This window comes from Stenotrophomonas maltophilia group sp. Smal13 (assembly GCF_030236855.1).
GTDB lineage: Bacteria > Pseudomonadota > Gammaproteobacteria > Xanthomonadales > Xanthomonadaceae > Stenotrophomonas > Stenotrophomonas maltophilia_A.
In genome coordinates this window covers 1-25504 of record NZ_JASJSQ010000073.1, presented here as the reverse complement: position 1 = coordinate 25504, position 25504 = coordinate 1, and the positions used below count along the sequence as shown (strand labels likewise).

21 protein-coding genes are annotated in these 25504 nt (G+C 66.9%); 2 read left to right on the top strand and 19 right to left on the bottom strand.

What is annotated here, in order from left to right; genetic code table 11:
- Positions 1-219: 219 nt before the first annotated feature.
- The 7 genes from gnd to QRO95_RS19340 form a co-directional block, all read right to left on the bottom strand.
- Positions 220-1125: a phosphogluconate dehydrogenase (NAD(+)-dependent, decarboxylating) gene (gnd, locus tag QRO95_RS19370; protein WP_014648435.1), complete on the bottom strand. Its 906-nt coding sequence runs from the start codon at positions 1123-1125 to the stop codon at positions 220-222.
- 10 nt (positions 1126-1135) lie between these two features.
- The gene (locus tag QRO95_RS19365; RefSeq protein ID WP_285303242.1) at positions 1136-2374 is read right to left on the bottom strand and encodes a hypothetical protein; all 1239 of its coding nucleotides are present in this window, start codon (positions 2372-2374) and stop codon (positions 1136-1138) included.
- Between the two features lie 17 nt (positions 2375-2391).
- Positions 2392-3000, bottom strand: a complete 609-nt coding sequence (locus tag QRO95_RS19360) for a DUF2242 domain-containing protein (protein ID WP_032130308.1) — start codon at positions 2998-3000, stop codon at positions 2392-2394.
- A gap of 242 nt (positions 3001-3242) precedes the next feature.
- Positions 3243-5420 carry a carboxy terminal-processing peptidase gene (locus QRO95_RS19355; RefSeq protein WP_032130309.1) on the bottom strand — a complete coding sequence of 726 codons (2178 nt, stop codon included), beginning with the start codon at positions 5418-5420 and terminating at the stop codon, positions 3243-3245.
- Positions 5421-5738: 318 nt separating this feature from the next.
- The gene (lipA, locus tag QRO95_RS19350) at positions 5739-6749 is read right to left on the bottom strand and encodes a lipoyl synthase (protein WP_032130310.1); all 1011 of its coding nucleotides are present in this window, start codon (positions 6747-6749) and stop codon (positions 5739-5741) included.
- Between the two features lie 18 nt (positions 6750-6767).
- Complete coding sequence (gene lipB, locus QRO95_RS19345) at positions 6768-7478, bottom strand: lipoyl(octanoyl) transferase LipB (RefSeq protein WP_032130311.1); 711 nt, start codon at positions 7476-7478, stop codon at positions 6768-6770.
- Entirely contained in the window at positions 7466-7744 is a 279-nt protein-coding gene (locus QRO95_RS19340) for a YbeD family protein (RefSeq protein ID WP_005411067.1), read from the bottom strand. The genes lipB and QRO95_RS19340 overlap by 13 nt, the downstream gene beginning before the upstream one ends.
- Positions 7745-8005: 261 nt before the next feature.
- Here QRO95_RS19340 and QRO95_RS19335 point away from each other — a divergent pair, with 261 nt between their 5' ends.
- Complete coding sequence (locus QRO95_RS19335; RefSeq protein WP_032130312.1) at positions 8006-9079, top strand: lipid A deacylase LpxR family protein; 1074 nt, start codon at positions 8006-8008, stop codon at positions 9077-9079.
- A 174-nt stretch (positions 9080-9253) separates the two neighbouring features.
- Here QRO95_RS19335 and QRO95_RS19330 read toward each other — a convergent pair whose 3' ends face one another.
- The 9 genes from QRO95_RS19330 to QRO95_RS19290 form a co-directional block, all read right to left on the bottom strand.
- Entirely contained in the window at positions 9254-10474 is a 1221-nt protein-coding gene (locus tag QRO95_RS19330; protein WP_032130313.1) for a D-alanyl-D-alanine carboxypeptidase family protein, read from the bottom strand.
- A 100-nt stretch (positions 10475-10574) separates the two neighbouring features.
- Positions 10575-11849 carry a septal ring lytic transglycosylase RlpA family protein gene (locus tag QRO95_RS19325; protein WP_049421381.1) on the bottom strand — a complete coding sequence of 425 codons (1275 nt, stop codon included), beginning with the start codon at positions 11847-11849 and terminating at the stop codon, positions 10575-10577.
- The gene (gene mltB / locus QRO95_RS19320; protein WP_049400491.1) at positions 11846-12991 is read right to left on the bottom strand and encodes a lytic murein transglycosylase B; all 1146 of its coding nucleotides are present in this window, start codon (positions 12989-12991) and stop codon (positions 11846-11848) included. The genes QRO95_RS19325 and mltB overlap by 4 nt, the downstream gene beginning before the upstream one ends.
- 744 nt (positions 12992-13735) lie before the next feature.
- The gene (rodA, locus tag QRO95_RS19315) at positions 13736-14815 is read right to left on the bottom strand and encodes a rod shape-determining protein RodA (protein ID WP_049421382.1); all 1080 of its coding nucleotides are present in this window, start codon (positions 14813-14815) and stop codon (positions 13736-13738) included.
- A 192-nt stretch (positions 14816-15007) separates the two neighbouring features.
- Positions 15008-16120, bottom strand: a complete 1113-nt coding sequence (gene rodA / locus QRO95_RS19310; RefSeq protein ID WP_285303241.1) for a rod shape-determining protein RodA — start codon at positions 16118-16120, stop codon at positions 15008-15010.
- Positions 16117-18192, bottom strand: a complete 2076-nt coding sequence (gene mrdA, locus QRO95_RS19305) for a penicillin-binding protein 2 (protein WP_285303240.1) — start codon at positions 18190-18192, stop codon at positions 16117-16119. Before mrdA ends, rodA (QRO95_RS19310) begins: the two co-directional genes overlap by 4 nt.
- Positions 18193-18195: 3 nt before the next feature.
- The gene (mreD, locus tag QRO95_RS19300) at positions 18196-18681 is read right to left on the bottom strand and encodes a rod shape-determining protein MreD (protein ID WP_032130319.1); all 486 of its coding nucleotides are present in this window, start codon (positions 18679-18681) and stop codon (positions 18196-18198) included.
- The gene (mreC, locus tag QRO95_RS19295; protein ID WP_285303239.1) at positions 18678-19715 is read right to left on the bottom strand and encodes a rod shape-determining protein MreC; all 1038 of its coding nucleotides are present in this window, start codon (positions 19713-19715) and stop codon (positions 18678-18680) included. Before mreC ends, mreD begins: the two co-directional genes overlap by 4 nt.
- 121 nt (positions 19716-19836) lie before the next feature.
- Complete coding sequence (locus tag QRO95_RS19290; protein ID WP_005419402.1) at positions 19837-20883, bottom strand: rod shape-determining protein; 1047 nt, start codon at positions 20881-20883, stop codon at positions 19837-19839.
- 283 nt (positions 20884-21166) lie between these two features.
- On the opposite strand from QRO95_RS19290, the gene QRO95_RS19285 reads away from it, so the two are divergent.
- Complete coding sequence (locus tag QRO95_RS19285; RefSeq protein WP_014038522.1) at positions 21167-22105, top strand: carbohydrate kinase family protein; 939 nt, start codon at positions 21167-21169, stop codon at positions 22103-22105.
- Positions 22106-22208: 103 nt separating this feature from the next.
- Here the strand turns inward: QRO95_RS19285 and QRO95_RS19280 are convergent, their stop codons facing one another.
- The 3 genes from QRO95_RS19280 to QRO95_RS19270 all read right to left on the bottom strand — a co-directional run bounded on the left by QRO95_RS19280 (position 22209) and on the right by QRO95_RS19270 (position 25503).
- Positions 22209-22832 carry an HAD family hydrolase gene (locus tag QRO95_RS19280; protein WP_180838669.1) on the bottom strand — a complete coding sequence of 208 codons (624 nt, stop codon included), beginning with the start codon at positions 22830-22832 and terminating at the stop codon, positions 22209-22211.
- Positions 22832-23566 carry a hypothetical protein gene (locus QRO95_RS19275; RefSeq protein WP_285303238.1) on the bottom strand — a complete coding sequence of 245 codons (735 nt, stop codon included), beginning with the start codon at positions 23564-23566 and terminating at the stop codon, positions 22832-22834. Before QRO95_RS19275 ends, QRO95_RS19280 begins: the two co-directional genes overlap by 1 nt.
- Before the next feature lie 122 nt (positions 23567-23688).
- The gene (locus QRO95_RS19270; RefSeq protein ID WP_080291845.1) at positions 23689-25503 is read right to left on the bottom strand and encodes a M1 family metallopeptidase; all 1815 of its coding nucleotides are present in this window, start codon (positions 25501-25503) and stop codon (positions 23689-23691) included.
- Position 25504: the final 1 nt, after the last annotated feature.

The window sequence follows — 25504 nt, the reverse complement described above, 5'->3', positions numbered from 1 at the left end:
GCCATCCATGGCGCTCACGCCCCCGCAACCGGACCCACCCCGCCTTCGACAGATTCCCGCGCCCGACGGTAGGTGTCGACCTTGGTCGACACATCCACGCCATGCGTGGATGACGTGGAAACGATCGGAGAACGCTTTTGTAGAGTCGAGCCATGCTCGACTGGCTGCAAGGGGTCAGAGCCCTTTCCTGCGGAAAGGGATCCGACCCCACCGCAGTGCTTACGATTTCTTGATGGCGTGGCCGCCGAATTCATTGCGCATCGCCGACAACAGGCGGTCGGTGAACGAATTCGATTCGCGCGAGCGCAGGCGTTCCAGCAGCGACAGGGTGATCACCGGTGCCGGCACATCGAGCGCGATCGCTTCGGCCACGGTCCAGCGGCCTTCGCCGGAATCCTCCACGTACGGGGCGATGCCATCCAGCGACGGATTGCGCTTGAGGGCTTCAGTGCTCAGGTCCAGCAGCCACGAACGCACCACGCTGCCGTGGCGCCAGACTTCGGCGACCTGGGCCAGGTCCAGTTCCATTTCCTGCTTGCGCTCCATCAGCGCGAAGCCTTCGGCGTAGGCCTGCATCATTCCGTACTCGATGCCGTTGTGGACCATCTTGGTGAAGTGGCCAGCGCCGGACGGGCCGACACGACCCCAGCCACGATCTTCGGCCGGTGCCAGCGTGCGCAGCAGCGGTGCGATCTGCTCCACCACCGACGCTTCGCCACCGACCATCAGGCTGTAGCCCTCCTGCAGGCCCCACACGCCTCCACTGGTGCCGCAGTCGACGTAGCCCAGATCGTCTTCGGCCAGTGCCTTGGCGCGGCGGATCGAATCCTGGTAGTTGGAGTTGCCGCCATCGATGACGATGTCACCCTCGGCCAGGTGCGGAGTCAACTGGCCCAGGGTCTGGTCGACGGTTTCGCCGGCCGGCACCATCAGCCACACCACGCGCGGTACCGGCAGCGCGGCAACCGCGGCGGCCAGCGAATCAACCACTTCCAGGCCGGCCTCGGCAGCGCGCTGGCGGGCACCCTCGCCCGGGTCGTAGCCAACCACGCGGTGGCCGCCGCGATGCAGGCGCTGGGCCATGTTGGCGCCCATGCGGCCGAGGCCGATCATTGCAATGTCCATTGTTTCACCTTCAGTTGGGGTCTAGGGTCAGGCTGCCTGGCCTGCCGGTAGCCGCGCACTGGCGCAGCTGCGCCTCGCGCCAACGCCGGTAGAGCGTGGTATGCAGATTGTGCACCGCCAGGTCGATCGAAAACGGCGTTCGCGGGTTGCGATCGAGCAGGCGGGCGATGTGGTAGCCGATGGGACGTATACCGCGTGGATGCACATAGATCACGAACTGCTGGTAGAACGGATCGTCCAGCAGCTGGTCCATGCGTGCCAGCGTGTCGTGGTAGCGCGGTTCCAGCCGTGCACGAAGGTTGGGATCACGCTCGAACAACAGGCGCTCGAAGTAGCGCTGGCCGATGCGCGGGATGCCCTGCGCGAGTTTCCAGAGTTCGGCATTGCGCTGGTCGTACCAGGCCAGGCCGCCATGCGCAGCCAGTGCCTGCGCGGCGCCCTCGCCCACCTCGACCACGACGAAGTTCTCGGCCTGGTTGCTCAGGTCGTCCAGCGTGCCCTTGTCGTACACGTGCTCGATGAAGCCGGGCACGCCAACGAAGGCCTGCCGTCCCATCGCCGAGGTGCGCACCGCCTTGCCATCAGCGAAGAAATCACCCGCGTGGGCACCGAGCAGGATGCTGTCGGTCTCGTGCAGGGCGAGGAAGGTGCCGATCGACAGTTCATCCGCTGCGAACTCCGTATCGAACGCGGCATCACCATAAAGCTCTCGTTGCGTGGCCAGCTGCGCGACCTGGCGGCCGACCCCGCATTCGGCACGCACGGCACCGCTGTAGAACGCCTCCAGTGCATGACTGTTACCCGCGCTCGGCACGAAGCCACGACCGAAACTGCGTGTGCGCTGCCAGCCTTGCGCGCGTGGGCCCTGCAGGCCGAAGCCGATCCAGCCCAGCTGCGGGCCGGAGAAGCGGAAGGTGGGGTTGCCCTGCAGTGCAGAAGCCGCACGTTGCGTGGCCGCGCCCAGTTCGAAGGCATAGGCGCAGACCGTGGCTGGATCGTCCAGCAACTGTTGCAGCAACGCCTGGCGTGCTGCAGCGGACATTCCGGCCGGCCACCCCACGCGCAGATCGCCTGCCGCCTGTGCTTCAGCCAGCGAGGCACGTGTACACACCGGGCCGCCGTGCACCTGTGGTGCACCGGCCGCGACCTCGTCAAAGCGCCATCCCAGCCGCTGCAGCAGGCCCTGCGTGCAGTCCGGCGTTGCGGACGCAATGCCCAGCGCGGGCATCAGCAGGAGTGCCACGCCCATCAACGTGCCGCGCACGATCACCCTTGATCCGTGCTGCGGGCCGGTGCGGGCTCGGACGATGCAGGCTCGGGCGGCGCGAGCGCAGGCGGTGCGGGTTTGCCAGCATCCGCCGGCAGGTACTGTTGCAGGCGCTGGAAGAAGCGCTGATAGAACCCGGCATCGGTGACGGTGCTGCTGGCCACTTTCACCAGCGAATCGTCATTGCTGCCGAACGGCAGCGACACCGAGCCCAATGCACCCACGCCCACGCTGGCCGACGTCGGGCTCTTCTTCAGCGCATAGCGGTCCTGCACCGCGCTGACGAATACCAGCGTCTGGCTGCCACGCGGGGCACACGAGATGCGCAGCACCAGCTGCTCGTGATCATCCTCGCGTGGCTGGAAGTTCTTGTTGCCTTCCACCTGCGCTTCGTCGGAGCGGGCGATGGCGTAGCCCTGGCTGAGCAGGGTGCGCCGCGCGGCCTCGCAGGCGTCACCGGGGCGGCCATCGACGGTACGCGAGAAGGTGTCGCCGGAATCAAAGGATTCGCGCAGCAACGTACTGTCGGCGGCGCGGCCACCACAGGCCGACAGGATCAGGGCGCTGGCGAGCGCCACGGCAGCACTGGAAAGACGGGAGGCCCGCATGGGTACTCCTGCGAGGACGGTACCGCCAAGGGTAGCCCTGCGGCCGTGTGCGGCAGGTTGAAACCGGCGTGACCGAGCCACCCCGTTGCTGCCGGTTCATGCACAGAAAAGGGGACGGAGGGGATTAAGTCGTTTGTGGCACTTCGCTCGCCGGGCATGGCCCGGCACTACCGTGAACGAGGTCCCCAGACAGAAAGGGGCCGGCAATGCCGGCCCCTCGGGTATCACATGCCGTCGCCGGCTCAGTCCGCCCAGCGACCAGCGCCGGTCGACTGCGGCAGCACCTGCGCCGACAGCGGGCGATCATTGGCCAGCAGGTTCACCGCATCGGCCAGGATCGAGGCCGACTCGCGCAGCAGCGGGTCCGGACGCTTCTCGGCAGCCTTCTCGCGGGCGGCATCCTTGACGATGTCGCGCTCGTTGCCAGTCAGGCCGTCGTCGTTGCTGTCATCGGCCAGCGGGTCCAGGGCCAGGCCCAGCTCCTTGCGCATCGCCTGGCGCTCCTTGCGCTGGGTATCCTGGCGCTCACGCTCGGCGCGGCGGGTGGCCTCGTTGAGCGAGATGTACTTCTTCGCGGCCTCGGTGCGGAACTGCTGCACGTCCTCGTTCCACCACTGGAATTCCTTGTCGGCGGCGATGCGCGCGTCATGGCGGGTTTCCAGCTTCGGCAGCAGCGGCGCGAAGTTGCCGTACTGGGTGTGCGGCACGGCAGCGATGCGGGTCCACGGCAGCGCGTTGTCGTAGGTGCTCTCGCCGAACTCGGTGGCATCGACGCTGGCCGGGAACGCCAGGTCCGGCACCACACCCTTGTGCTGGGTGCTGCTGCCGCTGATGCGGAAGAACTGGGCGATGGTCAGCTTCACCTGGCCGAAGCGCTGGGTCTCGCCACTCGGCCAACGGTCCAGGTCGACGATGTTCTGCACGGTGCCCTTGCCGAAGCTGGTCTCACCGATCACCAGGCCACGGCCGTAATCCTGGATGGCACCGGCAAAGATTTCCGAAGCCGAGGCCGAACCGCGGTTGATCAGCACTGCCAGCGGGCCATCCCATGCCACGCCCTGGTTGCGGTCGCTGTTGACGGTGACGCGGCCACCGGACTCGCGCACCTGCACCACCGGGCCCTGCTCGATGAACAGACCGGTCAGTTCAATGGCTTCATCCAGCGAACCACCACCGTTGTTGCGCAGGTCCAGCACCACGCCGTCCAGCTTGTCGTTCTTGAAGCCGGCCAGCAGCTTGGCCACGTCGCGGGTGGCCGAGGCGTAGTCGGCCGCGTTGCGGCGGCGGCCTTCGAAGTCCTGGTAGAAGGTCGGCAGCTTGATCACGCCGACCTTGCGCGCCGGCTCGCCATTGGCGGCCGGAATGGTCATGGTCTCGCCCTTGGCGGCCTGTTCGGCCAGGCGCACCTTCTGGCGGGTCAGCACCAGGGTGTGGTGCTTGCCGTCGGCGCCCTCAGCAGCCGGGATGAACTCCAGCTTGACCTGGGTATCCTTGGCGCCGCGGATCTTGGCCACGACGTCGTCGATGCGCCAGCCGATCACGTCCTCGACCAGGCCGGACTTGCCCTGGCCGACGCCGACGATACGGTCACCCGGCTTCAGCGTGCCATCCACTGCGGCCGGGCCACCGGCGATGATCTCGCGGATCACCACCACGTCGTCCTGGCGCTGCAGCTGCGCACCAATGCCTTCCAGCGACAGCGACATCGCCTGGTTGAAGTTCTCGGCGGTGCGCGGCGTGAAGTAATCCGTGTGCGGGTCAACGGCGCTGGTGTACGAGTTCATGAAGAACTGGAAGACGTCTTCGCCCTTCAGTTCATTGACCGACTTCTCCAGCGTCGCGTAGCGCTTGTCCAGCGTCTTGCGGATGTCGTCCGGCTTCTTGCCGGCCAGCTTCAGGCGCAGCCAGTCGTTCTTGACCGACTTGCGCCACAGCTCATCCAGCTCTGCACTGCTGGCCGCCCACGGCACCTTCTTGCGGTCGTATTCGAAGCGCTCGTCGGTGGTGAAGTCCGGCTCCTGCTTGAGCAGCTTGCGCGCATAGGCCACGCGTTCGCCGACGCGCTGCTTGTAGACCGCGAACACCTGGAACGCCGGCTCCAGCTCGCCGCCACGGATGGCCGAGGAAATGTTGGCTTCGAACGGCGCGAAGCGCGCCACGTCGGCCTGGGTGAAGTACTGCTTGCCGCCGTCCAGCGTCTCCAGGTAGCGCTTGAACACGTCCTTGGAGGTGGCCTCGTCCAGCGCACGCGGGCGGTACGCGTAGCGGCTGTCGGACAGCAGGCCGTACACCAGCTTGGAGGTGGTCACCTGATCGGCGGTTGCCGCAGCGGGCAATGCCGGCGAATCGGCCTTGGCCGCCAGCGCCAGCGGCGCGACCAGCGCCAGGGCCATCAGGAATGCGGGGGCTTTGAATTTCATTGACGTGCTCGAAGGCGCCTTGCCAAGGGGGAGACTGCGGGGTGTTAAGACACCACGACAGTGCCGAAAGTTGCCGGGTTTGTCACCCGGCCGCGCTCGGTGGAAAACCAGCCTAGCCGGGCCGGTGTAGCAAATTGTGAATGGCTGAAGAGCGGCGCACCCAGCGGCGCCGTCTGTCCGGTTGCAGAGGGCATGGGGTTGCAAGCCCCCTGAGTCAGGGGGCGGCCGCGAAGCGGCGGGGGTGTGGGTGGTGGTAAGCCGGGGCCCACGGTGTGCGCAGCGCAGCGTGGGAAGCGGTAGCGCGCATCGCGCAACCGCTTACCGGACGCCGGCGCCCTTGGCCTGCACGTCGGCGTGGTACGACGAGCGCACCATCGGGCCGGAGGCCACGTGGCTGAAGCCCAGCTCGTAGCCGTAGTCTTCCAGCGCCTTGTAGTCCTCGGGGGTCCAGTACTTCAGCACCGGGTGGTGATGCGCGGTCGGCTGCAGGTACTGGCCGATGGTGATCATGTCCACGTCGTGCGCGCGCAGGTCACGCATGGTGGCCTTGATCTGTTCGAACTCTTCGCCCAGGCCCAGCATGATGCCGCTCTTGGTCGGCACGTCCGGGTGCTGCGCCTTGAAGTTCTTCAGCAGGTTCAGCGACCACTGGTAGTCCGCACCCGGGCGCACGTTGCGGTACAGGTCCGGCACGGTTTCGATGTTGTGGTTGAACACGTCCGGCGGGTTCTGCGCCAGGATCTCCAGCGCGCGCTCCATGCGGCCCTTGCCGCGGAAGTCCGGGGTCAGCACTTCGATGCGGGTGCCCGGCGACTTCGCGCGGATGGCACTGATGCAGTCGACGAAGTGCTGGGCACCGCCGTCGCGCAGGTCATCGCGGTCGACGCTGGTCACCACCACATACTTCAGCCCCATGTCGGCCACGGTCTGGCCGAGGCTGGCCGGTTCGTTGGCATCCGGCGGCTTCGGGCGGCCGTGGGCGACGTCGCAGAACGAGCAGCGGCGGGTGCAGACCTCGCCGAGGATCATGAACGTTGCCGTGCCGTGGCCGAAGCACTCGTGGATGTTCGGGCAGCTGGCTTCCTCGCACACCGTCACCAGGCGGTTCTCGCGCAGCTTGGCCTTCAGGTTCTGCACCGCATTGCCCGAGGGAATGCGCACGCGGATCCAGGACGGCTTGCGCAGCACCGGCGCGTCGGCGAACTGCACCGGCGAGCGGTTGATCTTGTCACCGCCCAGCTGCTTGACCCCGGCCTGCAACGGCGCGGCGGACGGAGAGTCGCCCTGCACGATCTGCAGGGGAATGGAACGGGCGGTGGTTTCAGTCATGGCAGTTCCGGGGGGCGGTCAGGCGGCCGCAGAAAGATCAGGCAGTTCGGGCGTGGGCTGCAGCAGCAGGCCGAACTGGCGGGCCAGGTGGTCCAGCAGCACCGGCTTGACGGCCTCCATCCCGGAGGGCCCGCCCAAGTCTACTACCGAGGTCACCTGCAACCCCTGATAGCCACAGGGGTTGATACGGTGGAAAGGTTCCAGGTCCATGGCCACGTTGAAGGCCAGGCCATGGAAGGTACAGCCGCGGCGCACGCGGATGCCGAGCGCGGCGATCTTGGCGCCACCGACATAGACGCCCGGGGCGCCCTCGCGGCGTTCGGCGCCGATGTTCCACTCGGCCAGGGTATCGATGATGGCCTGCTCGATGCGGCACACGTAGTCGCGCACACCGATGCCCAGCCGTGGCAGGCGCAGCAGCGGATAGACCACCAGCTGGCCGGGGCCGTGATAGGTCACCTGGCCGCCGCGGTCCACGTGCAGCACCGGGATCTCGCCCGGCGCCAGCACATGCTCGTCCTTGCCGGCCTGGCCCAGGGTGAATACCGGGTCGTGCTCGACCACCCACAGCTCATCGGCGTCGGCCTCGCTGCGCTGGTCGGTGAAGCGCTGCATGGCGCGCCACACCGGTTCATAGGCCTGGCGGCCGAGGTCGCGGACCAGCGCCGGGCGCGGCGCGCGGTCTTCCGGGGCGGCTTCGGCCGGGCAGCTGTCGGCTACAGCGTCCACTTCACTTCCGGGTGGTCGCGCAGTGCCTGGTGCGCCAGGTCGTACTGTTCGCGGCTCTCGGCCTTGAACACGATGCGCACGGACACGTACTTGCCGTTGGAGGAATGCTTCCAGCTGATGCGTTCATTCACCACATCTATGCCGGCAGCCAGCAGCAGGCGGGGAAGCTCATGTTCCAGGCCGCGGTTGGCCGGGCCCATGGCACTGAGCTCGAACTGGCCGGGGAACTGGAAGCCGTGGTCGGGGTTGTCGGACTTGATTTCCATGCCCCCATTATCGGGCCGCAGGCCAACAAACCCAAGAGTATTCATCAACGTCAAACAGTGCACCGGTGAGTCGCTGCGTTGCAGCTGAACAGCCGTTCAGCATTGGCCGTTGCCCCTTGGGGCGCCGCAGGACAGTGCAGGATTGTCTTCACGAGACAATGTCGTTTTCGGAACAGACAAGTGATTCGAACGCGCTCGTTCCATCACGCCCGCACGAGTACCGTGTCGCGGCATATAACGACAGACAGAAAAAACCTCCACATGAGCCCCCCTTCCCAACGCCGCCTTGCAGCCCTCGGGCTGTCCGGCCTGCTGGCTGCTGCCCTCCCCCTCGCCGCCCAGGCGGCCGAACAATGTGGCCCGGACGCGATGCGCGACCACCCTCCGCAGGTCAATTTCCGCGTTGACAACGACCTGTTCGGCGGCCGCCACCAGGACCAGGGCTATACCAATGGTGCACTGTTGACCCTGGTCTCGCCCAATCTGGTCGATTACACCGACGACCCCTGCCTGCCACGCATGGCCCGCTGGGTGAACCAGTACCTGGAAGGGCTGCATCCGGGCAAGTTCGAACAGCAGAACATGATCTTCAGCATCGGCCAGGGCATCTTCACCCCGACCGATTTCAGCCGCAGGGACCTGATCGAGGACGACCGCCCTTACGCCGGCGTACTGATCGCAAACTTCGGTTTCAATGCGCGCAGCGGCGACCGCCTGCAGACCACCCAGCTGACGCTGGGCGTGGTTGGCCCGTGGGCACAGGGCAAGCAGGTGCAGAATGCCGTGCACGAAGTGCTGGGCGACGAGAAATTCAAGGGCTGGGACAACCAGCTGCACAACGAGCCCCTGTTCATGCTGACCCATGAGCGCATGCGCCGCTGGCCGGGCGATGCCAGCGTCAATGCCGACGGCTGGGGTTGGGACGCGATCAGCCACTACGGCGGATCAATCGGCAACCTGGAAACCAAGGCCAACCTTGGCGGTGAAGTGCGCTTCGGCTGGAAGCTGCCGGACGACTTCGGCAGCACGCCGTTGCGCCCGGCCGGTGAGAACACTGCGCCTACCCGCGGCGGCCGTCCCAATGGCTGGTCCTGGCACCTGTTCGCGACCTCGGACGCCGCCTGGGTGATCCGTGACATCACGCTGGATGGCAACACGTTCCGCAACAGCCACAGTGTGGACAAGCGCCATGTGGTGGCCTACGGCGGCTATGGCGTGGCGGTGATGTACGGACGCTGGAAGTTCGCTGCGGCGCGTTACCACAGCACGCGCGAGTTCAACGGCCAGCGCGAAGCGCCGGTGTTCGGCAGCTTCACCATCAGCCGCTCGCTGTAGGTAGGTGCCGACCGTTGGTCGGCACACCGGGGCCGGCATATCCGGATGGGTTCATGAGGAGCCGGCCAGCGGCCGGCACTACCCACATCCGGCAGGATTCATGCGCAAGCGGCATCCCGAAACAGAAAAGGCCGGCATTTGCCGGCCTTTTCCCTCACCACGCCGGGGCGTGGATCATTCCGATTCCCACCACATCCAGAAGCTGTCCCACAGGCGCTTGAAGAAGCCGGCCTGTTCGACGGCAGCCACCGCCACCAGCGGCGCTTCGGCCACCAGCTTGCCATCCAGCATCACCTTCACGGTGCCGATCTGCTGGCCGGCGGTGAACGGTGCTTCCAGGGTCTTGGGCACGTCGATGCTCGGCTTCAGGTCGTTGTAGCGGCCGCGCGGCACGCTCACCAGCATCGGCTGGGCCACGCCCAGCTGCACCTTGTCGGTGGTGCCCTTCCAGACCTTGTGCTCGGCCACGGCCTTGCCCGGCTCGTACAGGCGGTGGGTCTCGAAGAAGCGGAAACCCCAGTTCAGCAGGGCCAGGCTGTCATCGGCACGCTGCTTTTCCGACTGGCCTCCCAGCACCACGGCGATCAAGCGCTGGTCGCCGCGCTGGGCCGAGCTCATCAGGCAGTAGCCGGCTTCCGAGGTGTGGCCGGTCTTGATGCCGTCCACGCTGCCATCGCGCCACAACAGCAGGTTGCGGTTCGGCTGCTTGATGTTGCCGACCTGGAATTCCTTGATCTTGTTGTACGCGTAGGTTTCCGGGTAATCGCGCACCATCGCGCGGCCCAGCAGCGCCAGATCGTAGGCGGTGCTGTGGTGGCCCTGCGCAGTCAGGCCATGGGCGTTGACGAAGTGCGAATTCTTCATGCCGATCTTCGCGGCATAGCTGTTCATCAGCGATGCAAAGGCTTCCTCGCTGCCAGCCACATGTTCGGCCAGGGCGATCGCGGCGTCGTTGCCGGACTGGATCGCCATGCCCTTTTCCATGTCTTCCAGGCGCGCGGTCTGGTTGACCGGGAAGCCGCTGTAGCTGCCATCGGTACCCGCGCCACCTTCGCGCCAGGCGCGTTCGCTCATCATCACCTGGTCATCCGCACGGACCTTGCCGTTCTTGACCTCGGCGGCGATCACGTAGGACGTCATCACCTTGGTGATGCTGGCCGGAGCCAGCTGTTCGTTGATGTTTTCACCGGCCAGCACCTGGCCGGTGGCGTAATCCATCAGCACCCAGGCCTTGGACACGCTCGGCGCCGGCGCCGGCGGAGTGGCGACGGTGGCCGGGGCGGCAGCGGCGGCGGCAGGCGCCGGCGTGGCCGGAGTCGGCAGCGGCGTCTGGGCGGAAGCCAGGCCCACCACCAGGGTGGCGGCCAGGGCGGTGGCGGCGGAACGGAAATTCATTGGACAGCAGGCTCCAGGGGACGGCCGGGAATGGAGGGTGGAACGTAGCGGCCATTGTAAGGCCGGGGCAGCATGGGCCGGCAGCACCGGCCCGGGTGGATCAATCCTTGACGATCTGCGGCGAACCCAGCCCCAGACCGGCGATGCGGCCGACAAGTTCCGCGGCACTGGCATGGTCGCTGGCGGGAACGCGCAGGCGGAACAGGGTACGGCCACCGGCGGCGATGTCACTGATGGTGGCACCGACGATGCCGGCGGCGTTGAGCTGGCCCATCGCGCGGTTGGCGTTGTCACGGTTGGAGAAGCTGGCAACCTGCACCATGACTGCGCCCACCACCTGCTGCGACAGGCTGGGGGTAGCGGCGGCGGTGCGGACCGGTGCCTGCGCAGCGGCGCGCGGCGTGGTACTGGCAACGACCGCCGGAGCCGGCGCGTATGCGGTGCTGCGCACCGGCGGAGCACTCGGCGGCAGGCTGCTGACCGCCACATCCGGCACGGTGCTGGCCACGCCCTGGGTGGTGGCCGGCTGGCCACGCGCCGGCATGCCATCGGCCGGCAGCCCCTTGACCAGGCGATCGATGTCGCTGTCGGCGGCAGCACGCGCGGTCGGTGCCGGGCGCGCACTGGCTACAGCGCTGGCGGCGGCCGCTTCCGCAGCACGACGTTCGCGGCGCGACGGCTTCTGCGCCAGCAGGTTGCCCTCACCCGGCTGCAGCGCGCGCACTTCCACGTTGCCGGTGCCGCGCTGGGTGATGCCCAGGCGCACAGCGGCGGCATAGCTGAGATCGACCACGCGGCCATCATGGAACGGACCGCGATCGTTGACGCGCACGATCACCGACTCACCGTTGTCGAGGTTGGTCACGCGGGCGAAGCTGGGCAGCGGCAGCGTCTTGTGCGCAGCGGTGAACTGGTACATGTCGTAGACCTCGCGGTTGGAGGTCAGGCGGCCATGGAACTTGGCACCGTAGTACGACGCAGTGCCACGCTCGACATAGTTGCGGGTGTCGTCGAGCACTTTGTACGACTTGCCCAGCACCACGTACGGCGTCTTGTTGCCGATCGCCGAGCGTTCTTCCGCGGTCACTTCCGGCTCGGGGATGCAGGCCACGTTGGGAATGTAGTCCGGCGTGCTGTCACGCACGCCCGGCTTGTACAGGCCACCGGCGGTGTAGTTGCCGCGGGTGCTCAGGTCTTCCTTGGCCGCCGCGTAGGGCGATCCTTCCGGGCAGTGTGCCGGGCGCGAGCCACGACCCTGCACCAGGGTGCCGCCGGACTTGCCACCATGGCCGGCCGTGGCCGGCTTCTTCGGCGCGCTGCTGCAGGCAGCCAGTGCGAGGACGATCAAGCCTGGGACCAGCCATCTGATGTTCATGCCGGGGGCAGCTCCTGTCCGGCGATGGCCTGGGACAACTGGAACACGGCCATCGCGTACATCTTCGAGAGGTTGTAGCGGGTGATCGCGTAGTAGTTCTGGAAGCCCAGCCAGTACTGCTTGCCGGTGCTGCCTTCAAGCGTGATCGGCGTGGCGGTGGCGCCCGGCTGCACCGCTGCGCTGGGCTGGTAGCCACGCTTCGCCAGGTCGGCCAGCGACCAGGTCGGCATCCATTCGGTCGGATTGAATTCCTCGCGGCCCGGCGCCAACGTGGCCGGCACGGCCACCTGCCCGCCACGCACCCAGCCACCCTTCTTCACGAAGTAGTTGGCGATGGACGAGAACACGTCGTCGTAGCTGGTGAACAGGTCGCGACGGCCGTCGCCGTTACCGTCCACCGCGTAATCGAGGTAGCTGGACGGCATGAACTGGCCCATGCCCATCGCGCCGGCATAGCTGCCCTTGAGCGTGGTGATGTCCAGGTTCTCTTCGCGGCCCAGCTCGAACAGCTTGGCCAGCTCATCGCGGAAGAACAGCTCGCGGCGCACTTCGCGTTCCAGCTTGGCCGGGTCGCCGCTGCGCGGGTAGTAGAACGCCAGCGTGTACAGCGCATCGAGCACGCGATGGCTGCCGGCATTCTTGCCGTAGCTGGTTTCCACGCCGATGATCGCCACGATCACTTCGGCCGGCACACCGGTGCGCTGCTGGACGCGATCCAGTTCGGCGCGATGCTGGGCCAGGAACGCGCGGCCGCCATCGATGCGCGCCTTGCTGATGAACATCGGCCGGTATTCGTTCCACGGCTTGACCCGCTCGGCCGGGCGCGACATCGCGGCGATGATCGGCTGGCGCACCTGCGCCTGGTCGAGCACGCTGCTGATCTGCTCCGGCTTCAGGCCATAGCGCTTGGCGGTATCGGCAATGAAGCGGGCCCGTGCGACCTCGAACGGCACCGGGGTGAGATCGACCGGCGGCGCGGTGGCGGCAGCGGCTTCGGGCGCGGCCTCGGCCGGGCCATGGGCCTTGGCGGCGGGCTGGCGCGGCGTACTGCTGGCCTGGGGCGAAGACGGTGGGGACTTCGGCTGGGTCGCGCAGGCGACCAGGCCGAGGGTGAGCATGCAGGCCAGAGTGCGTCGAATCATCGTCGCAGGTTAGCAGGTCATGGATGAATTAAAACCCCTAACACCATGAATCACAACGATTTGCCTGCGAGCAGCGGGAAATGTGAAGACGTCATGATCACACTTCCCCATTCAGATAGAGGTTGCCGGTTGCGTCCCCATCCCCGCAGACGCAACCGGCGACCGGATCCGGTCGGTACCCGCGCGGCTGCCGCTCCCCAGTGGCAGTGCTCCGCGCTCCCTGTACCCGTTGGATCAGTACTGCTTCCCGCCCGACGCCCCCTCGCGCTGCAACGATTGACGGCGCGCCGTGCCGAACGGGCCGCCATTGTGCAGGCCGATTACGACAAGTCCATTGATCAGGATCAACGCGCTGTAAAAGTGTGAACCAGCTAACGCTTTTTCCGGACTTTGGTCAGTGGACGTGCTGCCGTGCATCGTTGTGAGAACGCTTCCACAACGGGCGTTGCGCAGAGTCAGGAAGTTTCCAGCCAACGGCGCAGCCCCTCGTGGGTGGGGTGTGTTGCGGAAAGCAGAAGCCGCCGCTGGGCCGGTCGGGTTGGGTACGCGGGGGACGCCGTGAATCCGTCCCTGGAGGCTTGGCAGCCGCTTGCTCTTGCGCGCAGTCCTGCACGCAAGAGCAAGCGGCGACCGAGCTTACATGGACGTACTTGCAGCGTCCCCTGCGCAGCCCATCTACCCGGCCCCACCCATGAACTGCTTTGCGCGACCACCCACGAGGGGCTGCGCCGTTGCCTGGAAACCCTATCCCCCGTGCACGGGCCGGTGCCCACGCACCGCCATCACCAACCCGATACCGGCCAGCAACGAGACCGCTGATGTCCCGCCATAACTGATCAACGGCATCGGAATGCCCACCACCGGCAGCAGGCCGGAAATCATTCCACCGTTCACCAATACGTAGACGAAGAACGCCAGCCCCAGGCTGCCGGCCAGCAACCGCGCATGGGTGTCGCGCGCGTGCACTGCGATCCACAGGCAACGCCCGACCACGAACAGGTACAGCGCGAACAGCGTCGCCACACCGATCCAGCCGAACTCCTCGGCCAGCACCGAAAACGCGAAGTCGGTGGTGTACTCGGGCAGGAAATCCAGCGTGGCCTGGGTGCCCTGCCCCCAGCCACGTCCCTGCCAGCCACCGGAACCGATCGCGATGCGCGACTGCAGGATGTTCCAGCCGGTGCCGAGCGGGTCTGCTGCCGGGTCGAGGAAGGTCAGTACGCGATCCTTCTGGTACTGCCGCAACACGCCGAGCCAGGCCAGTGGCGCGGCCACCGCCAGCCCCACCGCGCCGGTGGCCACCCAGCCCCAGTGCAGGCCCGCCAGCAACAACGCGAACACGCCGCTGGCGGTGACCAGCGTGGCGGTACCGAGGTTGGGCTGCATCAGGATCAGCACGGCGGGAACGCCGATCAGCACTGCGGCCGTCAGTACCGTGCGTGGTGACGGTGGCAGCGGTTGCCGGTGCAGGTACCAGGCCATCATCAACGGCAGGCTGAGCTTGAGCAGCTCGGAGGGCTGCAGGTAGAAGACGCCGAGGTTGAGCCAGCGCTGCCCGTACTTGCCGGTGCCGATCACATACACCGCCATCAGCGGCAGCATCGACAGCGCGTACAGCGCCGGTGTCCACGCGCGCAGGCGCAGCAGCGAAACACGCGACAGCAGCCACATCGCCAGCAGGCCACCGGCGAAGCGCGCCGCCTGCCCGGTGACCGGTCCGGACACGCTGTGCAGCACCGCCAGCCCCGCGCCCATCAGGATCAACAACGCGACCAGCAACGGCAGGTCGATCGTGCGCACCGCCTCACGGCAGCCGCCAAGCATTCGTTTCCAGTCCACGCTGGCCACGGTAGCAACGCGCGCTTGCGTGAAGCTGTCAGGGTGCTTCTGCGTTTGTAGAGTCGAGCCGTGCTCGACTGCCTTTCATGCAGCAGAAGCAGTCGAGCACGGCTCGACTCTACAGAACAGCGAGAAGCAATCGAGCATATGGAAGCGCGGTGAAAGGCGCGGCCGTTGTTACCCGTAGCCGCCGTGCACTGGATTGTGGCTACGCACGGCCATCACCAACCCGAAGCCGGCCAGCAGCGAGACCGCCGAGGTACCGCCATAGCTGATCAGCGGCATCGGCACGCCCACCACCGGCAGCAGGCCCGAGATCATCCCGCCGTTCACCAGCACGTAGACGAAGAACGCCAGGCCGGTGGCGCCGGCCAGCAGGCGCGAATAGGAATCGCGCGACTGGCTGGCGATCCACAGGCAGCGCCCGATCACCACCAGGTACAGCGCCAGCACGGTGGCCACGCCGATCCAGCCGAACTCCTCGCTCAGCACCGAGAACGCGAAGTCGGTGGTCTGCTCGGGAATGAAGTTCAGATGTGACTGCGAGCCCTCGCCCCAGCCCTTGCCATCGAAGCCGCCGGAACCGATCGCGATCTTCGACTGGATGATGTTCCAGCCAGCACCCAGCGCATCCATCTCCGGGTCCAGGAACATCATGATGCGGTCCTTCTGGTACGGCCGCAGCAGCCAGAACCAGGCCACCGGCGCGACCGCAGCCACGCCACCCACGCCCAGCCCGACCCACCACCACGGCAGGCCTGCCAACAGCAGCACGAACACGCCGCTGGCGGCGATCAGCACACCGGTACCGAAGTCCGGCTGCAGCATCACCAGGCCGGTCGGTACGCCGATGATGACCAAGGACACGAGCACGGTATTGAAGCGCGGTGGCAACGGCATCTTGTGCAGGTACCAGGCCACCATCATCGGCAGGCTGACCTTGAGCAGCTCGGCCGGCTGCAGGTAGAAGAATTTCAGGTCCAGCCACTGCCGGCCGTATTTGCCGGTGCCCAGCACGAACACCGCCAGCAACGGGATCATCGAGATCGCGTAGATCATCGGTGTGGCCGAACGGATGCGCAGGATCGGTACCCGTGAGATGCCCCACAGCGCAGCCATGCCCACTGCGAAGCGCGCGCCCTGGGCCATTACCAGGCTGTCGCCGCCCGCGCTCTTCAGCGTGGCCAGGCCGATCAGCATCAACGCGCCCAGGGCCAGGCACAGTACCCAGTCCAGCGTGCTGAAGAAGCGGCGCAGCATGTCGCCGGCCCAACGCAGGAACACTCTCATCGTGCGGGCTCCGCGGTGGTCGGGCGTGGCGTGGCCGGCAGCGCGGCGGCGGCCGGCGTCCCCGGCTGCGGTGCGGGTGCCGGTTCCGGCGCAGGCACGCCAATCAGCACGGGGTGTTCCCCCAGTTGTGCCGCAGCAAGGTCACCGGCTTTGCGCGCGCCCACATCTTCGTTGTCGAATGCGGTTGCACCGATGGCGGTGGTGCCGCGCTCGCTGTCCAGCGGCTGCATGCCTTCAGGCATCTTGCCCAGCAGATAGGCATCAAACACCTTGCGGGCGATTGGTGCGGCCGCCGCACCGCCGTAACCACCACCTTCCACCGCGATCGCCAGCGCGATCACCGGCTGTTCGACCGGCGCGAAACCGACGAACAGCGCGCGGTGGCGCAGGTGCATCGGCAGGCTCTTCGGGTTCACTGCAGCGGTGCCCTTGCGGCTGACGACCTGCGCGGTACCGGTCTTGCCTGCCATCGTGTACGGCGCGCCGGCCGCCATCCGCGCAGCGCTGCCGCCAGGCAGCATGGTGGCCATCATGCCTTCGCGCACCGCCTGCAGGTTGTTCGGGTTCGGGCTGACCGGTTTGCTCTCGCCCGGGTCGGTCGCCATCCAGTCATGGTCGAACCCCGCACGCTGCTGGATCACCAGATGGGGCGTGCGCAGCTGCCCGTTGGCCAGCCCACTGACGCCCCGCGCCAGCTGCAGCGGAGTGACCTTCCAGTCACCCTGGCCGATGCTGATGTTGACTGTATCACCCGGATACCAGGCTTCCTTGCGGCTCTTCCGCTTGTAGGCCGGTGACGGCAGGATGCCCCCGATCTCGCCGGTCAGGTCGATGCCGGTCGGCTGGCCGAAGCCGTAGTACTCCATGTAATGGTCGAAGCGCTCGATGCCCAGATCCAGCGCCAGCTTGTAGTAATACGTGTTGACCGATTGCGCGATCGACTTGCGCAGGTCGGTCCAGCCGTGGCCGCCGCGGTGCGAGTCACCCCAGCCACGCGAGGTGCCGGGCAGGTAGAACATGCCGGTGGACAGCACCTTGTCTTCCGGGCGGCGCACGCCCGAATCGAGGCCAGCCAGGCCGATCAGCGGCTTCAGCGTGGAACCGGGCGCGACGCCACCCAGCACCAGGCGATTGAACTGCGGCCGCGACGGGTTGTCGTTCAGCGCCTTGAAGTCGGCATGGGAAATACCGTTGACGAACAGGTTGGGGTCGTAGGACGGCAGGCTGACCATCGCCAGCACTTCGCCGGTGCGCGGGTCCATCGCCACCGCCGAGCCTTCCTGGTCGCCGAAGGCGGCCACCATGGCGCGCTGCAGGTCGGCGTCGATCGACAGCCGCAGGTCGGCGCCGGACTGCGCGGCAACGCGGCCGATGGTGCGGATCGCACGGCCCTGCACGTTGGTCTCGACCTGCTCGTAGCCGACCTTGCCGCGCAGCTGCTGCTCGTAATAACGCTCCAGGCCGGACTTGCCGATGTGGGTCAGCGCGGCATTGCCCTCGCCGAGGATTTCCAGGTCCTTGTCATCGACGCGGCCGACGTAACCGATGATGTGCGCGAACAGATCGCCATAGGGATAGCGACGGGTCAGGTAGGGTTCCAGCTCGACGCCGGGGAAGCGCCAGCGGTCGACGGCAAAGCGCGCCATCTCCTCGTCGCTCATGCGCAGCTTCAGCGTGACCGGCAGGAACTTGCGGCGCGCCTTGCGCGACTTGTTGAACGCTTCCAGTTCTTCCGGGCTGATGCTGATGATCTTCGCCAGCCCTTCCAGGGTGGCGTCCATGTCCTTGACCTTGTCCGGGGTCACGTCCAGGCGGAAGGCCGGCACGTTCTCGGCCAGCAGGCGGCCGTTGCGGTCGTAGATCATGCCGCGCCCGGGCACCACCGGCCGCGGCTTGATGCGGTTGGCTTCCGAACGCGTGGCGTAGACGTCGTGGTCCAGCACCTGCAGCTTGAAGTACCAGCCGCCCAGGCCCAGCAGGCAGACCAGCACACCCAGGAAGCCCAGCGCCGCGCGGCGGCGGAACTGTTCGGCTTCGGCATGCGGATTCTTGACCTGGCGGCGCGGAATCATGGCTCAGCGCCCGCGCTTGCCGAAGCGCACCGCGTCCAGCAGCACGAATACCAGCGGCCACAGGCCCATGCCCAGCAGCGGTGCCCACCAGTACGACCACGGCAGGGTCGGCTCATCCACCACGATGTGGACCAGCGCGCTGACGATGCGGTCGTTGAACAGCAGGCCGCCGATGGCCAGCATCTGCTGGGACATCGGGAAGAAGCGGATGCGGGCGCGGAAGCGCTGCAGGATGAAGGCCAGCATCACCAGCCGCAGCGACTGTTCGCCGAGTACACCGCCGTACAGCAGATCGGCGATCACGCCACTGGCGAAAGCGACGCCCAGGCCGACACGCTCAGGCGCTTCAATCACCCAATAGGCCAGCACCAGCGCCAGCCAATACGGGCGCAGCGGCTGCAGCAGCGCCGGCAACGGCAGCAGGCCCAGCAGCAGCGCCACCACCAGGCTGGCCGGCAGCACCCACGGGTTGTCGCGCAGGCGGCTCATCGCTGGGCCTCCGGCGCGGTCGGTTGCCGGCCAGCGGCCGGCACTACCGTCGCCGACCCAGCATCGGGTGGAGAGCCCCCCTCTTGTTGAGGGGGGCGCGCCGAAGGCGCGGGGGTAAGGTGGGATGCCCCCCCGGCAGCCTGGTTTGCCGAAGGCAAACTTGGCTGAAGCAATTCGCCTGCCGCAGGCAAGCGAATTGCCGCGCCCGGGCGCAGCAGCAGCACGTCGCGGCCGCGGTCCAGCTGCGCCGCCGGCTTCAGTTCGCCGACCAGGAAGGCGTGCGTGTCGTCCGGGCGCAGGCCGGTGATGGTGCCGACCGGGAACCCGGCCGGGAAGCGGCCACCGAGGCCGGAGGTGACGATCTCATCGCCCACTTCCACGCCGGCGCTGAGCGGGATGTCGCGCAGTTCCAGCTTGTCGCCGCGGCCGTAGACGATCAGGCGAACGCCGTTGCGGGCCACCGTCACCGGCACGGCATGGTCGGGGTCGGTCAGCAGCAGCACGGTGGAGGTACCGCCAGTGACGCTGATCACCTGGCCCATCAGACCGCCGGCATCGATCACCGCCTGGCCGACGTGCACGCCTTCGCGGCTGCCGGCGTCGAGCACCAGGCGCTGCTTCACCGGATCCAGGTCGATGTCCAGGATCGGCGCCAGCTGCACGTCCAGGCCACTGCGCTCGGCCACGTTCAGCAGTTCGCGCAGCTGGGCGTTATCCAGCGCGGCGGTCTGCAGGCGGGTCAGGCGGGCGTTGGCCAGCAGCAGCTGGTTGCGCAGTTCACGGTTCTCGTTGACCAGCTGGCCGTGGCTGGCCGCCGAGTCCTTGACCTGGTTGCCGAGCTTGCCCGGCAGTCCCGCCAGTGCCCATACCGGCTGCACCAGGCTGTTGGCCTGCCCGCGCAGCTGCGCAAGCCAGCCGGCCTGGTCGTCAAGCACGATCAGGGTGATGGCCAGTGCGAGATAAGCCAGCAGACGCAGCGGGCTGGCGGCATCACCGGATCGGGAAGCAACGGGAGGTCCGGCGTAGGGCGGCACGGCAACGATTCAACTGGCAGAAGGCGGAAGGGAAACACGCGGACGCCCCGCCGGTGCCGGCCTACCCTCATGGTGGGCCGCACCCCGGAGGGGCGCTGCGGGCGCAGGCAGCCGGGACGGCTTATTCCGGCGCAAAGAACTCGTTGCCGTGCATGTCGACCAGCTCCAGCGCACGGCCACCGCCGCGGGCCACGCAGGTCAGCGGATCGTCCGCCACCTGCACGTGCAGGCCGGTTTCCTCGGAAATCAGGCGGTCCAGGTCACGCAGCAGGGCGCCACCACCGGTCAGCACGATGCCGCGCTCGGCGACGTCGGCGCACAGTTCCGGCGGGGTCTGTTCCAGCGCCAGCTTGACCGCGCTGACGATGCCCGACAGCGGCTCGTGCAGGGCTTCAAGCACCTCGTTGGAGCTGATCTTGATCATCTTCGGCACGCCCTCGGCGAGATTGCGGCCGGAGATTTCCATCTCGATCACTTCCGCCTGCGGGTAGGCGCAGCCCAGCTCGACCTTGATGCGCTCGGCGGTGGCTTCGCCGATCAGCATGCCGTGGTTGCGGCGCACGTAGTTGGTGATCGACTCGTCGAAGCGGTCGCCGCCGATGCGGACCGAGGCCGAATAGACGATGCCGTTGAGCGAGATCACCGCCACCTCGGTGGTGCCGCCGCCGATATCGATGACCATCGAGCCACGGGCTTCGGTAACCGGCATGCCGGCGCCGATCGCGGCGGCCATCGGCTCTTCGATCAGGAACACGTCACGGGCACCGGCTTCCTCGGCCGATTCCTTGATCGCGCGGCGCTCGACCTGGGTCGAGCCGGCCGGCACGCAGACCAGCACGCGCGGGCTCGGGCGCAGCACGCGCGACTTGTGCACCTTCTTGATGAAGTGCTTGAGCATCGCCTCGGTGTAGGTGAAGTCGGCGATGACGCCGTCCTTCATCGGGCGGATGGTGGTGATGTGGCCCGGGGTACGGCCAAGCATCTGCTTGGCTTCGGCGCCTACGGCTGCCACCGAGCGGGTACCACCAATGGCACGGTCCTGGCGCACGGCCACGACCGACGGCTCGTTCAGCACGATCCCCTGCCCGCGCACGTAGATGAGGGTGTTGGCCGTGCCCAGGTCGATGGACAGGTCGTTGGAGAACATGCCACGGAGTTTCTTGAACATCTGAGGAAGGAGTCCTGAGGGGTGTCGTGCCCGCCGCGGGATGGCGAAAAAATGGGCAGAAATCGAGGCCGACAAGCCTAGCAACCCGCCTGCCGCCGAGCAAGGAAAAAACTAGCTGAACCCGCGTCTTCACAGGCTTTCGGCCTGATCGGGTCTCACCCGGTTCTGGCCCTGAGCGGCACCAGCGGGTAACCTTTGCGCCGTCGGGCGCCCAAGGGCGCCGTTTGCTTGCCCGCCGAACCGGGCCGGCCCACCCCAAAATTCACCGCATAGGCTTACATCGATGTCCGCTCTGATCTGTGGTTCTCTTGCCTTCGACACCATCATGGTGTTCCCGGACCAGTTCAAGAATCACATCCTGCCGGACAAGGTGCACATCCTGAACGTGTCCTTCCTGGTGCCGCGCATGCGCCGCGAGTTCGGCGGCTGCGCCGGCAACATCGCCTACAACCTGCACCTGCTGGGCGGCCAGCCGATCCCGATGGGGACCGTGGGTTCGGACTTCGGCCCGTACCGCGAATACTTCGACGGCCTGGGCATCGACCTGTCGCGCGTGCGCGTGATCGATGAGCTGTTCACCCCGCAGGCGTTCATCACCACCGACCACGACAACAACCAGATCACCGCCTTCCACCCGGGCGCGATGATGCGCTCCTACGAAAACCACGTGCGTGGCGTACCGGGCGTGACCCTGGGCCTGGTCGGCCCGGACGGCCGCGAAGGCATGATCCAGAACGCGCAGGAATTCCACGAAGACGGCATTCCGTTCATCTTCGACCCGGGCCAGGCCATGCCGCTGTTCAACGGCCCGGAGCTGCGCGCGTTCATCGAGCAGGCCGACTACGTGGTGGTCAACGACTACGAGTCGAATCTGCTGCAGGAACGCACCGGTTGGGACGAGAAGGAGATCGTCAGCCGGGTCAAGGCCTACATCACCACCCGTGGCCCCAAGGGCGCAGTCATCCACACTCCGGAAAAGAGCTACGACATCCCGCCGGCGCACGAGCGCCGCGTGGTCGATCCGACCGGCTGTGGCGACGCCTTCCGTGCGGGCCTGATCTACGGCATCCAGAAGGGCTACGACTGGCTGACCATCGGCCGCATGGGCAACCTGATGGGCGCGCTGAAGGTCGAGCACCCGGGCACGCAGAACCAGCGCTTCACCTTTGACGAGTTCAACGAGCAGTTCAAGCAACAGTTCGGTTACGCGCTGGGCGCGTAAACCGAACTGCCCGCGCATCTGCTCGGTGGGTGTCGACCTTGGTCGACACGCTGTGCCTTGGTAGGTGTCGACCTTGGTCGACACTGCCGGCCAGCGGCCGGCACTACCCCTTCTGCTGCCAGGCGGCCAACAGGTCGCGGCAATCGGCGAAATGCCAGTCGGCACTGCCCGGCCACGGGTTCTCCGGCAGATTGACCAGCACGGTGTGGGTGCCCGCGGCGCGGCCGCACTCCAGGTCGTAGGCGTGGTCTCCCACCATCACCGCCTCTGCCGCCGCGATGCCCCAACGCTGCAGGTGCTGCTGCAGGCCATCCGGCGACGGCTTGGGCACCGCTTCATCGCGGCCGATGATGTCGGCATCGTCGAACAACTCCCCGACCCCGATCGCGTCCAGGGTCAGCTTCGCCAGCGCATGGTCGTTGCGGGTCAGGATGCCCAGCCGGCAGCCCGCCGCCGACAGCGCGCGCAGCAGCTTCACCGCACCCGGCGCCGGGAGTGCCTCCTCGGCCAGCGCACGTTCGTGATCCAGCAGCCACTCGCGCTTGGCCTGCGCCGGCGCATCCGGCAGCGCTGCGATATGGTCGAGGATGTCTTCCTCCGCGGCGATCTGCAGCGCGCGGCGGATCGCGGCGAAATCATGCACAGCGACGGTCAGCGTGCCGTCCATGTCGAACACCCAGTGCCGGATCGCGGACAACGCGTGCACTGCGCTGCCCGCCGCAACCATCACTGCCACCACTGCGGCATGCGGCTGGCGTCGACACCACCGGTTTCGAACACGGCGGTACGCGTGCCGCCGGCCTTGACCGGGAACTCGATGCTGATCGACTTGCCCTTGCGCGCCAGCTTCCACAGCGCCTTCTGGTCGGTGATGAACAGCGCGATGGCTTCATCGGTCTTCGGGCGCCAGGCCGCCATGGAAATCGGCTTGCCGTCGTCCACGGTCACCTTCACCGTGCACTGCGGGCAACGGAAATCGCCGGCCTGCAGCACCAGGTAGGCATGCCGCTTCCACTCCGGATGATCGCGGAACACCAGCTGCACCGGCTTGGCACCGCTGCCATCCACGTCCACCCGTTCCTTGCTGTAGATCTGCGCCGAAACCTGGTTGCCCTTGCTGCCCACCGGGATCTGGTTGTACTGCCACAGCGCCTGTATGCGGCGCAGATCGCGCGCGGCATCGCCCTTGGCCTTGACCTCGTCGAAGCCGGCGGCGATGCGCTCGGCGGCGGCGGTGTCCTTGTACTGGTCCAGCAGCGAGGCGCCATGCAGGCGCGCACGTTCCCAGTCCTGTGCGGCCACGGCCATGTCGTACTGCTTGGCCACGTCTTCGGCCTTGGCTTCCTTCTGTGCCTGCACGGCGGCTGCGGCGGCTTCCTGCGCCTTGCGCTCTTCCTCGGGGTTGCTGCAGGCAGCCAGGGCCAGGATGCAGGCGGCGGTGAGCAGGATCAGTCGTTTCATGGCGGAGGTCCTTCGTGTTTTCGCATATCTGTAGAGTCGAGCTTGCTCGACTGCTGTTGAAGAGCCAGTCGAGCAAGCTCGACTCTACAAAAAAAGCGCCGGGGGATGCCCGGCGCGTTTTCTTACTTGGCTTCGGCCTTGGCCAGCATGTCCTGGACCGAGGCGGTGGTGATCGGGTGGTAGCCCGGCTTGGCCTTTTCGAAGGCCTGCTTGGCCAGCTCCAGCCCCTTCGGCGTCTTCACCAGTTCGGCGTAGATCGGCAGGATCAGCTTGCGACGGCCGACGCGCTCGATAAAGGCGGCCGCGCCTTCATTGGCCTGCTCGTAGCCGCTGCGGATTGCCAGCGGGTACCAGCGCATGGCGATCTCGCCATTCGGGGTGCCGGTGAAGTGGAACGCCTTGTCCAGCGTGGCCAGCTTGTCCAGCGGCTGGGTCGCGCCCAGGCCGTCGATGAAGCGCACCCATTCCTGCGTGCTCCAGTCGGCGATGACCTGGCTGCTCGGCACGGTGCCGGCGCTGGCAAACGCGATGCGCGCGGTATCGACGCTGCTGAAGTTGCGCGACTGCGCCTTGGCCGCGAATGCCGGGATGCCCGGCTCGTCCAGCCACGCCTTCAGCTCGGCCTCGGTCACTGCCGACGGGTTCTTCGGCAGCAGGTTCTTCTTCAGGTACTCGACGAACTGGTCGGTGTTCGCGCTCTGGAACGCGTGGTCATCGAACCAGCCGCGCAGGAACGGGTCGAAGGTCTCGCGGCCGAAGCGCTGTTCCAGGAATTCCAGGAACCACGAACCCTTGACGTAGGCGACCTGGCTCAGGGCTTCGTCGGGGTCACGCTCGTTCAGCGGCGGCAGCGCCAGCGCCTGGTCGGCCGGGCTCATGTCCTTCACTTCGGCCAGCAGGTCGGTCTGGTCGATCTGCTTCTCCATCTCGGCCATTTCCTTGCCGTACAGAGCTTCGGTGATGCGGCCCTGGACGTAGGTGGTGAAGCCTTCATTGAGCCAGATGTCCTTCCAGCTGGCGTTGGTCACCAGGTTGCCCGACCAGCTGTGCGCCAGTTCGTGGGCGACCAGCGAGACCAGCGATTTGTCACCGACGATCACGGTCGGGGTGGCGAAGGTCAGGCGCGGGTTCTCCATGCCGCCGAACGGGAATGACGGCGGCAGCACCAGCATGTCGTAGCGGCCCCAGCGGTATTCGCCGTACAGCTTCTCGGCGGCACCGATCATCTTCTCGGTGTCTTCGAATTCCTTGGCGGCCTTGTTGACCATGGTCGGCTCGGCCCAGACGCCGGAGCGGCCGGAGATCGGCTCGAACACCAGGTCGCCGGCGGCGATGGCCAGCAGGTACGACGGAATCGGCTGCGGCATCTTGAAGGTGTAGTCACCGTCACGCGCGGCCTTCGGGTCGTTGTCGGCGCTCATCAGCACCATCACGTCCGGGCGCGAGACCACGTGCGCGCTGTAGGTGAAACGCACGCTCGGGGTGTCCTGCAGCGGCACCCACGAACGGGCGTGGATGGCCTGCGACTGGCTGAACATGAAGGGCAGCTTCTTGCCCTCGGTCATCGACGGTGCCAGCCACTGCAGGCCCGAGGCGGTCGGCGCGGTGTGGTAGGTCACTTCCACCTTGGCCGGCTGTTCCGGGGCTTCGATGGTCAGCTTGCTGCCGAACACCTTGTCAGCGGCGGCCAGCTCGAACTTCAACGGGCTGCGCGCGCCATCGGCAGCGACGGCCTCGACCTTGGACACGGTCAGCTCGCGGGTGTCGAGCACCAGCTGCTTGGCGTCCTTCTGCTTCCATTCCAGGGTGTAGGTGGCGGTGCCGCCGATCTGCTTCTGGTCGAAGTCCAGCTTCAGATCCAGCGCGATGTCCTTGATGACGACCTTGTCCGGCTCGGCGTACGAGCTTTCGTCGTGGCTGCGGTTCTCGGCGTTCACG

What these genes read in the sequence shown, in the direction of transcription:
- QRO95_RS19275 (WP_285303238.1), bottom strand. Translation starts at nt 23,566, where the DNA reads ATGAAACGACTGATCCTGCTCACCGCCGCCTGCATCCTGGCCCTGGCT.
- lipA (WP_032130310.1), bottom strand. Translation starts at nt 6,749, where the DNA reads ATGACTGAAACCACCGCCCGTTCCATTCCCCTGCAGATCGTGCAGGGC.
- gnd (WP_014648435.1), bottom strand. Translation starts at nt 1,125, where the DNA reads ATGGACATTGCAATGATCGGCCTCGGCCGCATGGGCGCCAACATGGCC.
- QRO95_RS19290 (WP_005419402.1), bottom strand. Translation starts at nt 20,883, where the DNA reads ATGTTCAAGAAACTCCGTGGCATGTTCTCCAACGACCTGTCCATCGAC.
- QRO95_RS19355 (WP_032130309.1), bottom strand. Translation starts at nt 5,420, where the DNA reads ATGAAATTCAAAGCCCCCGCATTCCTGATGGCCCTGGCGCTGGTCGCG.
- QRO95_RS19360 (WP_032130308.1), bottom strand. Translation starts at nt 3,000, where the DNA reads ATGCGGGCCTCCCGTCTTTCCAGTGCTGCCGTGGCGCTCGCCAGCGCC.
- QRO95_RS19325 (WP_049421381.1), bottom strand. Translation starts at nt 11,849, where the DNA reads ATGAACATCAGATGGCTGGTCCCAGGCTTGATCGTCCTCGCACTGGCT.
- QRO95_RS19330 (WP_032130313.1), bottom strand. Translation starts at nt 10,474, where the DNA reads ATGAATTTCCGTTCCGCCGCCACCGCCCTGGCCGCCACCCTGGTGGTG.
- rodA (WP_049421382.1), bottom strand. Translation starts at nt 14,815, where the DNA reads ATGCTTGGCGGCTGCCGTGAGGCGGTGCGCACGATCGACCTGCCGTTG.
- mreD (WP_032130319.1), bottom strand. Translation starts at nt 18,681, where the DNA reads ATGAGCCGCCTGCGCGACAACCCGTGGGTGCTGCCGGCCAGCCTGGTG.
- QRO95_RS19365 (WP_285303242.1), bottom strand. Translation starts at nt 2,374, where the DNA reads ATGGGCGTGGCACTCCTGCTGATGCCCGCGCTGGGCATTGCGTCCGCA.
- mrdA (WP_285303240.1), bottom strand. Translation starts at nt 18,192, where the DNA reads ATGATTCCGCGCCGCCAGGTCAAGAATCCGCATGCCGAAGCCGAACAG.
- QRO95_RS19340 (WP_005411067.1), bottom strand. Translation starts at nt 7,744, where the DNA reads ATGGAAATCAAGTCCGACAACCCCGACCACGGCTTCCAGTTCCCCGGC.
- QRO95_RS19285 (WP_014038522.1), top strand. Translation starts at nt 21,167, where the DNA reads ATGTCCGCTCTGATCTGTGGTTCTCTTGCCTTCGACACCATCATGGTG.
- QRO95_RS19280 (WP_180838669.1), bottom strand. Translation starts at nt 22,832, where the DNA reads ATGGTTGCGGCGGGCAGCGCAGTGCACGCGTTGTCCGCGATCCGGCAC.
- QRO95_RS19335 (WP_032130312.1), top strand. Translation starts at nt 8,006, where the DNA reads ATGAGCCCCCCTTCCCAACGCCGCCTTGCAGCCCTCGGGCTGTCCGGC.
- mltB (WP_049400491.1), bottom strand. Translation starts at nt 12,991, where the DNA reads ATGATTCGACGCACTCTGGCCTGCATGCTCACCCTCGGCCTGGTCGCC.
- rodA (WP_285303241.1), bottom strand. Translation starts at nt 16,120, where the DNA reads ATGAGAGTGTTCCTGCGTTGGGCCGGCGACATGCTGCGCCGCTTCTTC.